This is a genomic window from Streptomyces spiramenti (assembly GCF_012034385.1).
Classification (GTDB): Bacteria; Actinomycetota; Actinomycetes; order Streptomycetales; family Streptomycetaceae; genus Streptomyces; species Streptomyces spiramenti.
The window spans coordinates 1-9,390 of the sequence record NZ_JAAVJB010000201.1 but is presented as its reverse complement, the minus strand read 5'-3'; the positions used below and the strand labels follow the sequence as shown (position 1 = coordinate 9,390).

4 protein-coding genes are annotated in these 9,390 nt (G+C 69.4%); all 4 read left to right on the top strand.

The window, feature by feature from the left end; translation table 11 throughout:
* The first annotated feature begins 351 nt into the window (after positions 1-351).
* The 4 genes from HCJ92_RS19135 to eccD all read left to right on the top strand — a co-directional run bounded on the left by HCJ92_RS19135 (position 352) and on the right by eccD (position 9,255).
* A complete protein-coding gene (locus tag HCJ92_RS19135) occupies positions 352-741 on the top strand; it encodes a hypothetical protein (protein ID WP_167934851.1) in 390 nt (129 codons plus the stop codon).
* Positions 742-761: 20 nt separating this feature from the next.
* Positions 762-3,476, top strand: coding sequence for a putative alpha/beta hydrolase (locus HCJ92_RS19130; RefSeq protein ID WP_167934850.1), 2,715 nt, complete (start codon positions 762-764; stop codon positions 3,474-3,476).
* A gap of 157 nt (positions 3,477-3,633) precedes the next feature.
* Positions 3,634-7,614, top strand: a complete 3,981-nt coding sequence (gene eccCa / locus HCJ92_RS19125) for a type VII secretion protein EccCa (protein WP_167934849.1) — start codon at positions 3,634-3,636, stop codon at positions 7,612-7,614.
* A gap of 198 nt (positions 7,615-7,812) precedes the next feature.
* Positions 7,813-9,255, top strand: coding sequence for a type VII secretion integral membrane protein EccD (gene eccD, locus HCJ92_RS19120; RefSeq protein ID WP_167934848.1), 1,443 nt, complete (start codon positions 7,813-7,815; stop codon positions 9,253-9,255).
* Positions 9,256-9,390: the final 135 nt, after the last annotated feature.

Sequence of the window (9,390 nt, the reverse complement as noted above, 5' to 3'; positions counted from 1 at the left end):
CGGCAGGTCCGGGTCAGTCGGCCAACGGAGCCCGCTGGGCCACCGGGGCGGCGCGCCGCTGGCTGCGGGGGCGAGAGGGTTCGCGCCGCCCCCGGCGAGCACGCCACCGGCCCGGTCGGCTGCCCGCGGCACGAAGCAGCCCCCGGCAACGGACAGTGGCCGCGCCACCGGCCGGGCGTCCGGGGACCGGCTGGGCGCGCCACCCCCACAGAACACGACGCGTCCGAACGAAGAGCGACGCACCGAGCAGAAGCCCACCGATCTCACCGAACGCCGGTCCGTGTGGGAGTCCGACCGCCGCGCGTCCGGCGGGGTCCTGGGCGAGTAGAACAGCGAACAGGAGGAGGTCTCGTGTCCGACCGGGACAGTGTTGAGTTCACCATCGGCGGGCTGGAGTCCGCAGGGCGGGCCGGCTACCGCAGCGCGGAGCCCGCAGAGGAGGCCCACCGCCGGATCCGCCGGGTCGACCCCGCGATCGGTTCCTACGGAGGGACGGAGTCTTCGGGATTCGTGGGGCGGCTGGAGGGTCTGAGAGCAGAGCAGCAGCGAGGGCTGGGTGAGGCGTCCGAGCGACAGGACCACTTGGGCGACCGCAGCCACAGCGGAGCCAGGATCGGTGAGCAGACCGACTGGATGGCCGCTCAGCACCTCGGACTGTCCGGTCCCTCGTCCACGCAGCAGCTTCCCCATGACGGTCCTACCGCGGATCCGCATATTGCCGACGGTTTCGGCAGTAACTGAATCACCAGCGAGGAGCGACAGTGTCGGGGCCCGACGTCACCTTCACCCCCAGCAACGCCAAGGCGGAAGCCGGCAAGGATCCGTGGAAGCGCACGAATGACTTCACCACGGAGATCGATCCCGGCGAGATGCTGGCCACCTCCCGCGAGTTCGCGAACGCCGGTGGCGAGGCCGGCTACGCCGGGGAGTTGGCGGTCTCCGCCTCGGAGGAGACGGCCGACGCGGCGGAGATCGGCGGGCAGAAGATGCACGACATCGAAGCACACGTCGCGGAGACCTCGAACCTGTTGCAAGGCGACGGCGAGGCGCTCTTCGGCGTCGCGGAGAAGCTGGGCACGGTGGTGGAGCTCGCGGAGGAGTCGATCGACCTTGTCGAAGCTCGTATCGAGCAGCTGGACGAGGACCTTCCTGCGCTGAGCGACGAGGGCCAGACGGAGATGGACAACTTCGCGGCCGAAATCCTTTCCGAGTACCTGAAGACTGCGAATGACCTGCCTGAGGGCGTCGAGCTGGAGAAGGTTCCGGTCATCGTGCGGGTCTCGTACGGGGGTGAGGAGTACCGGTCGCTCAACGGAGCGGTGCCCGCCGATCTTGTGGATGCTGTGGCGGAGTACTGGCTGGAGCGCGGGGCTACGGCGGTGAAGAACGCCGATACTGCGATCGAGGAGGCGCTCGACGAGTACCACGCCTCTCTCACCAAGATCAGTTCCGATCTCGGGGAGTACGGCTATACGGGCGCCGGGTCTCCGGTGTCCATCTTCCACACCGAGCAAATGGCGGAGTATCAGGCAGAACGTTTGAAGATCGCCATCGAGGAGGAGGACTTCGACGCAATCCATGATGCCTCACGGTTCATCGGTGACATAGCGAACCGCCTGGCGACGACGCCTGGTGCGGAACTCACCGCCGCGGAGCGTGATTTCCTGCACGCTTTCTATGACGCTCTCTCTGCGGAGGACCTCGCGGCTCTGGGGAATCTGGAGCAGTCCCTCAATCCTTACGGCGCTACGGAGCGGGACCTGCGCATCGCGCAGGGCGCCATCGGTGACGGTATTCTTGCTCTCGCCAATCCGGAGATCGGCGGATTGGACGTTCCATCGCACCTCCCGCAGTCGATCTACGACTTGGTGTACGGGGCTGAAGTCGGCACCGAGAAGCCGGACGGATACGAATCTCTCGTCGGCTACGACCCGGAGACTGGTGAGTTCGTTGTCTCGGGTCTGTCCGAGTACCTTGGATTCTCTTCCCTCATGGAGCACTCGACTCTGGCTCCCGGGCATGACTTCGGCGTTGCGATGGCGGAATCCGCGATCCGGGTGGAGACCCAGTTCAATGCGATGATGGCAAATGTTGAAGCGTCTGGCACCTATACCGGAATCACGGTCGATACCCCGGACGGCTACGTGACTCTGGATGAAGACCTCGAGGAGAGGTTCCGTAGTCTTCATCCGGGTGGTAGCGAGGTGCTTGAAGCTGTTTCCCGGAACGTTGACGCTTCGCAGACGTTCTTGTCGACCCCCGAACACCTTGAAAAGCTGATGGGGCTCGGGTGGGGTGAGCGCGATGCCGGCGCGGTATCGATGTTGGAAGTAGCGACGGACCGAAACTACGAAGACCCAGGCCGTGCGCGGGTCGCTGCCGAGATTGCTCAATCCGTTTTCACAACCATTGGTAGCGACCCGTCGACCTGGCGTGAACTCGTTCCGAAGGGGACGAATATCAATGATGCAATCCTGGGTGTTGCCGAGCAGTACATCGATGTGTTCGCGGTGTCCCGTGGCGGGGGCGCGGAGTCGGAGATCGTCGTGGATCCGAGTACCGGCCTGCATGGTTTTCTGCTGGGGGGCGGTGATGGCGAGGGCCTAGATTTCCTTGAGTTCGTCGGCCTGATGAATGAGGGGGCGACGCACGAAGAATTCCTCGAGGATCCCGACGCCGTCCGCCTGAGAGCGGCTGCCGAGATCTACTTCCTGGAGCAGTCAAACTACGTGCACGACAATCAGGACTGGGCCGGCTATCGCGACCTTGAGCAAGAGGTGGGGCAGTTGTTCGGCAACCTCGCGCGTTACGACATGGTTGCTGCGGGAAACGTCGCCAAGGATGAGGTCGAGGCGGCAGCGCTCGCCTACGCTCGACAGCAGGTCGTCAAAGATGCAGTCTTTGATCTGGTCGTGAATCATCCGATTGGGCGGGGTATTTCGCTGGGTCTGTCCGGTGGTGAAGGGCAGGGGGTCGTGGAGAAGGAAGTCAGAGAGGCGGCGCAGGCTGCGGCCAAGAAGCTGGCTGGTGTGGGTGCATCGAATGTCCAGAACAGCTACAGTGAATGGGTGGACAGCATTTTCGAAGAGAAGCCCGACGATGCTGAGTCTGCGAATACTCTCCTCGCTGCCATGGACGAAAAATACGGATCGGGAAGGGCGGAGATCAACTATCTGATCATGGGGCAGATGGTGGGCAGAGGAGATGAATCCGTAGGCGAATTGTTCGACGAACATTTTGTCCATGGTGAACGGGGAGACGGCGAGCGTCTGAAGCCGCTATCCGAGATGAGTGAAGCTGAGATCCGTCGGTTGGGTACCGCGGTAGAGGCGGTCAAAATCGGAGGGAAAGAGATGAAGGGTGAAGGTGTCTGGCAGTACGAGAAGGAGATGTTCTCCGACCTCAAGCCCGAACACCTGGAATCGCGGAATGAAGTCGACAGGCACCTCGTGCACGAGGTCCGAAACTCGTGGTGACCTCTGTGTTGTTCTCGGGTTTTCATGAACGTCGCGAGGCGCTTGGATTCTGCTCACGTAGCGAGCCGAGCGGTCCACTTGATGTTGCTGGATGCGGGTGGCGCCGAGCGTCGATCCGGCTGGTTCGTTCGCTTCTTACTGTTGAGGGCGATGCCCGATGACCCCCACCACCGTGTTCCGTCGGCCGCAGCGGGCGGTGCAGCCTTCCGTGCCGCAGGAGGACCTCGTCCTCAAGGCGCCGCCGGAGTTGCCCGAGCCCGAGGACGGCAACGTCTGGATGGTCGCCCTGCCGGCCGTCTCCGGGCTGGGCTCCGTGCTGTACATGCTCACCATGGGCCGTGGCCCGATGGGTTACGTCATCGGTGCGATGTTCCTCGTCTCCTGTCTGGCGATGGTCATCGGCACCGTCATCCGTCAGAAGGGCAACGCCAAGTCGAAGATCCGCCAGGAGCGTCGCCAGTTCCTGCGGTACCTGGAGCGGACCCGCGTCGACGTGCGGCAGACCGCCCGACTCCAGCGCACCGCGCTGGAGTGGAACGCACCCGCGGCACCCGCGCTGTGGTGCGTCGCGGCGGGCCCCCGCCTGTGGGAACGTCGCGCGGCAGACCCCGACTTCGGGGTCGTCCGCGTCGGCAGCGGGCCCCGCTACCTGGCGACCCCGCTCGTTCCCGGTGAGTCCGCGCCCGCCGAGGACCTCGACCCGCTCTCCTCCGTCGCTCTGAAGCGGTTCATCGACACCCACTCCGTCGTACCGGCGCTCCCGGTCCAGTTGGCGCTCCGCCGGTTCGCCGCCGTCTCGATCACCTCGCCGCACGACCCCGACGCCGCCCGTGCCGCCTTCCGCGCGGTCGTCGCCCACGCCGTCACCTTCCACTCCCCGACCAACCTCCGCCTCGTGATCTGCACCCGCGCCCCCGAGGGCGACGCGTGGTCCTGGGCGAAGTGGCTGCCGCACGCGCACCACCCCGAGGAGAGCGACCACGTCGGACCGGTCCGGATGATGCACTCCCATCTTTCCGTGCTGGAGGAGCGGCTGGGCGCCGAGCTCTCCCGCCGCACCCGCTTCAACCGCAACGCCGAACCCGACCCCGAACTGCCGCACCTGCTGGTCGTCCTCGACGACGGTGTCGCCCTCGGCACCGAGGCGGTGCTGGACCCGGGCGGCCTGCACGGCGTCACCGTGTTGGACGTCGCAGGTACCGCGCCCGCACTGACCGCCGGCCACGGCGTGCACCTCGACATCGCCGAGGACGGCACCTTCGCCGTGCTCGCCGGTGACTCCCGCGACGAACTCGGCACCGTTGACGCGCTCTCCGTCCCCGAGGCCGCCGCGCTCGCCGACCAGCTCGCCCCCTTCCGCCCCGAGGTCTCCTCCTCCGGCGGCGACGTGGAGGACCTGGCCACCGCGGACAACACGCTGCCCTCGCTGCTCAACGTCCCGGACCCCGGCCGTCTGGACCTGGACACGCTCTGGCGCTCACGCCCCATGCGGGACCGCCTCCGCGTCCCCATCGGGGTCTCCGCCGACGGCGGATTGCTGGAGCTGGACATCAAGGAGTCCGCACAGAACGGCATGGGCCCGCACGGGCTTCTGGTCGGCGCCACCGGCTCCGGCAAGTCCGAGCTGCTGCGCACCCTCGTCCTCGGCATGGCCGCCACGCACTCCTCCGACCAGCTCAACCTCGTCCTGGTCGACTTCAAGGGGGGCGCCACCTTCGCCGGAATGGCCGAACTGCCCCACGTGGCGGCGGTCATCACCAACCTGGAGGACAACCTCACCCTCGTCGACCGCATGAAGGAGGCCCTCTCCGGTGAGATGAACCGCCGCCAGGAGGTGCTGCGGGACGCCGGGAACCTCGTCTCCATCCGTGACTACGACCGCGCCCGCCAACGCGGTGCCGACCTCGCCCCGCTTCCCAGCCTCTTCATCGTCGTCGACGAGTTCTCCGAACTGTTGTCCCAGAAGCCGGACTTCGCCGACCTCTTCGTCCAGATCGGCCGCCTCGGCCGCTCCCTCGGCCTGCACCTGCTGCTCGCCTCGCAGCGGCTGGACGAGGGCAGGCTCCGCGGCCTGGAGGCGCACCTCTCCTACCGCATCGGGCTGCGCACCTTCTCCGAGCAGGAGAGCCGCTCCGCGATCGGCGTCCCCGACGCGCACCACCTCCCGAGCGCCCCCGGGCACGGCTACCTGAAGACCGACACCGGTTCCCTCAAGCGCTTCCGCGCCGCCTACGTCTCCGGCCCCTACCGGGCGGACGAGGAGGCGTCCGGCGGGCTCGGGCTGGGCGGGGCGCTCGCGGTCCGGCCGTTCCCCGTGCGCCATGTGCCGATCCCCGCCGAGCTCCGGGAGCCGGAGGCCGCGCCGACCCGCGAGGCCGACGAGTTCGGCGAGGGGGAGGAGCTGGGCACCACCGTCCTGGGCGTCATGGTGGAGCAGATGGTCGGTCAGGGCGCACAGGCCCACCAGGTGTGGATGCCTCCGCTGGAGGCTCCGGACTCGCTCGACACGCTCTTCGGTGACCTGGCCGTCCGCGAGGGTCGGGGCTTCGGCGCCTCCCCGGACCGGCCCGCCCTCACCGCCGTGCTCGGACTGGTGGACCGTCCGTTCCACCAGCGACGCGACCCGATGCAGCTGGACCTCTCCGGCGCGGGCGGCCACACGGCGATCGTCGGCGGCCCCCACAGCGGCAAGTCGACAGCGGTACGGACGATGATCACGTCGCTGGCGATGCGGCACACCCCGCGCGAGGTCCAGTTCTACTGCCTGGACTTCTCCGGCACGCTGTTCCCGCTCGCGGGACTGCCGCACGTCGGCGGGGTCGCCGGCCGCACCGACGCCGAGAGCGTCCACCGCACCGTCTCCGAGGTCCTGGAGATCATGGAGAACCGCGAGTCACGCTTCCGGGAACTGGGCGTCGACTCCATGGCCACCTACCGCGCGGCCCGTGCCCGGGGCGAACACACCGACGACCCCTACGGCGACGTCTTCCTCGTCGTCGACGGCTGGCAGGTGCTGCGGCAGAGCTTCGAGACCATCGAGGCCAACCTCATGGGACTCGCCGGCCGGATGCTGACGTACGGCGTCCACCTCGTCGTCACCGGCAACCGCTGGATGGACCTGCGGATGGCGCTGCGTGACGTCATGGGGACCAAGGTCGAACTGAAGCTCGGTGACGCGCTCGACTCCGAGGTGGACCGCAAGCTGCAACGCACCATCCCGGCCGGCCGGCCCGGTCGCGGCATCACCCACGACAAGGCCCACTTCCTCACGGCGGTGCCCCGCGCCGACGGTCGCTGCGCCTCGGACGGACTGGCCGACGGCGTCGCCGACCTGGTCCGCCGGGTGAACGACGGCTGGCCCGGTGCGCCCGCCCCCGCCGTGCGGATGCTGCCCGCCCGGTACGACCTCTCCTCGGTGACCTCCGAGGACCAGGGCGACGGCATCGTCGTCGGCCTGGAGGGCAACCGCCTCGAACCCGTCGTCTTCGCACCCGGCGGGGACAGCGGGATGCTCCTCATCGGGGACACCGAGACCGGCAAGACCTCGATGCTGCGGTCGGTCGCGCGCCAGGTCGTCGACCGCTGGACCCCCGAGGAGGCGAAGCTGATCATCCTGGACCATCGGATGACGATGCTCCGCGAGTTCGAGGGGCCGCACCTGCTCGGCTACTCCACCACCCACGAGCGCTCCACGGAGGTCGTCGGCGGCATCGCGCAGGGACTGAAGAAGCGACTGCCCGGCTCGGACGTGACCCCCGAGCAGCTGCGGGACCGCTCCTGGTGGGCGGGGTCGGAGATCTTCCTGCTGGTGGACGACTACGACCTCGTCGCCACCTCGGCCGGCAACCCCTTGCGCTCGCTCGTCGAGTACCTGCCGCAGGCGCGGGGGATGGGGTTGCACATCTACATCGCCCGCCAGGCCGGTGGCGCCTCCAGAGCCGTCAGCGACCCGGTCCTCAGCCGGATGAAGGAGCTGAACTACCCCGCCGCGCTGCTGAGCATCCCCCGGGACGAGACGCCGATCTGGGGTGTGCGGCCCGCCAAACGGGCGAGGGGGCGCGCGCTCCTCATGCACCGCAAGCTCGGCAACCGCTCGGCACAGCTCGTCCACCAGCCGTCCCCGCTGGCGGACGGCTGACCCCGCTGGCGGGCTGTCCACGGCGGGCAGCCGGCCTCCCCGACACCGTTCAGCACCAGACCCGTTCGCCACCGCAGACCGCAGACCGCAGACCGCAGACCGCAGACCGCAGACCACGCGGCACCGCACCACGGCGCAGCCGACCCGGCAGCAGACCCGGGCCGGCGCGAGCGGCACACCCGACTCCGAGGACACCCGATGACCGCCCCACCCAGCAACGTCCCCTCCCTACCGGCGCAGCCGACAGGCCCCGCCGTCACCGCCGCGGCGGGCGGCGCCGAGTTCGTGCGCATCGGGGTCGCGGGCGGCGCCGGCCGGGCCGATCTCGCAGTACCGGCGACCCTGCCCCTGGCACGGCTGATGCCCTCCCTGCTCCAGCACGCCGGTGAGGAAGCCGGAGCCGACGGCGGCGTGCGGCACGGCGGCTGGGTGCTGTGCCGGGTCGACGGTTCGCGTCTGGAACCGGCACGCTCACTCGGCGCCCAACAGGTGGTCGAGGGCGACCTGCTGTTCCTGCGTCACGGTGACGACGACACCACCGAACCCCTCTACGACGACGTGGTCGAGGTCATCACGGCGCACGGGACCACCGGTACCTGGACCACCCGCGCCACCCGCGTGGTCTCCGCCGTGCTGTCGTCGCTCACCGTCCTCGCCGCGTGCGGTGCGCTGGCCGCTGCCCCCGGGAGGGTGCCCGGGGCGCTCGGCCTGGGTGTCGCAGCGCTGGCGCTGGGCGTCGCCGTCCTGCTCTCCCGCGGCTTCGGCGACACCGTCGCCGGCACCTGCGCCGCCGTGCTCGCCGCCCCGCCCGCCATGACCGGTGCGGTACTGCTGCTCGGCGTGGATGGTGGTGCGGGCGCCGCGCACCTCCTGCTGGCCTGCGCGGTGCTGGCCGTCGTCGGGGGGATCGGACCCGTCGCCGTCGGCGGGGGCGACGGCGTCTTCACGGCGCTGGTGGTCGCGGGTCTGCTGGCGTGCGTCGGAGCGCTGATCTCCACCGTCTGGGGCGTGGCCCCGGAACGGTCGGCCGCGGTAGCCGCACCGCTGGCCCTGGCGCTGACGACGGCGCTGCCGGCACTGGCGCTGCGCCTGGCACGGAGCCCCGCGCCCCAGGTCGCGGGCGACGCCGACGACCTGGAGAAGCTGCCCAGCCAGCTGGAGCACGCCGCGCTGCGGGCCCGCATCGAGCGGGCACGGCTGCTGCTGGTCGGCATGGTCGCCGGCTGCCACCTGGTCGTCGGCGGCGGCATCCTGGTGCTCTTCGCCTCGGGCGAGCTGTGGCCCTCCGTCTGCGGCGGGGTGCTGCTGGTGCTCGTGATGCTGCGGTCCCGGCTGTTCAAGGACGCGACTCAGGCGCTGATACCGCTGGTGACCGCTCTGGTGGCGGTCGCAGGGGCGGCCGGGTTCCTGGTGCTCCGCTTCGAGGGGCGGAGCCTGCCCCTGCTCGGGGTGATCCTCCCGGTGGCGCTGATCGTCGCGCTGATCGCCGGCGCGGTCGGTCTCCTCGCCGGGCGCCGCACACCCAACCCGAGGGCGCTGCGGGGCCTGGACATGGCGGAGGCGGGCGTCCTGCTGTCGGTGGTCCCGCTGGTGCTCGCCGTGTGGGGCGTCTACGGCGCGCTCCTCGACCTCACGGCGTGAGGACGGTGACAGCCGCAGTGCGCCATCCCGACCGCGCAGCCGTCGCGCCGCGCACCGACCGCGCCCCCTCCGACCGGGGCCGGCGGGCGGCGTCGGGTGCCCGCCGCCCGCTCGTGGCCGCCGTGCTCCTCGCCC

Excerpts from the sequence above, each read along its gene's own strand:
- eccCa (WP_167934849.1), top strand. The coding sequence starts at position 3,634 with ATGACCCCCACCACCGTGTTCCGTCGGCCGCAGCGGGCGGTGCAGCCT.
- eccD (WP_167934848.1), top strand. The coding sequence starts at position 7,813 with ATGACCGCCCCACCCAGCAACGTCCCCTCCCTACCGGCGCAGCCGACA.